We start from the raw sequence: 224 nt of genomic DNA on the forward strand, positions 1-224 counted from the left end.
AGGCAGCGATACTGCTTTTGTCAAGGAATTGCCTAAGACGCAGAGTCAAATTGGCATTGACCTTAACCTTGATAATTTCTTAACAGCATCTAACGGAGCAATGGTTGCTAATCCACGATTTTATTGCAAAACCAAAAAGAAGCTTGCCCATGCCCAACGCGTCTTGTCTCGCAGACAGCGCAGGGCTAAAAAAGAAGGACGCAATTTGCGGCTAGCAAAAAACT

General features: G+C 44.2%; 1 protein-coding gene. It reads left to right on the top strand.

Features of this window, described 5'->3' with window-relative positions; all coding sequences use genetic code 11:
* Positions 1-224 (top strand): transposase (locus JEM49_RS10140; protein ID WP_201874887.1); only part of this gene is annotated, 224 nt, incomplete at both ends.

It is taken from the genome of Lactobacillus sp. A27, assembly GCF_016742815.1.
GTDB classification, from domain to species: domain Bacteria; phylum Bacillota; class Bacilli; order Lactobacillales; family Lactobacillaceae; genus Lactobacillus; species Lactobacillus gallinarum.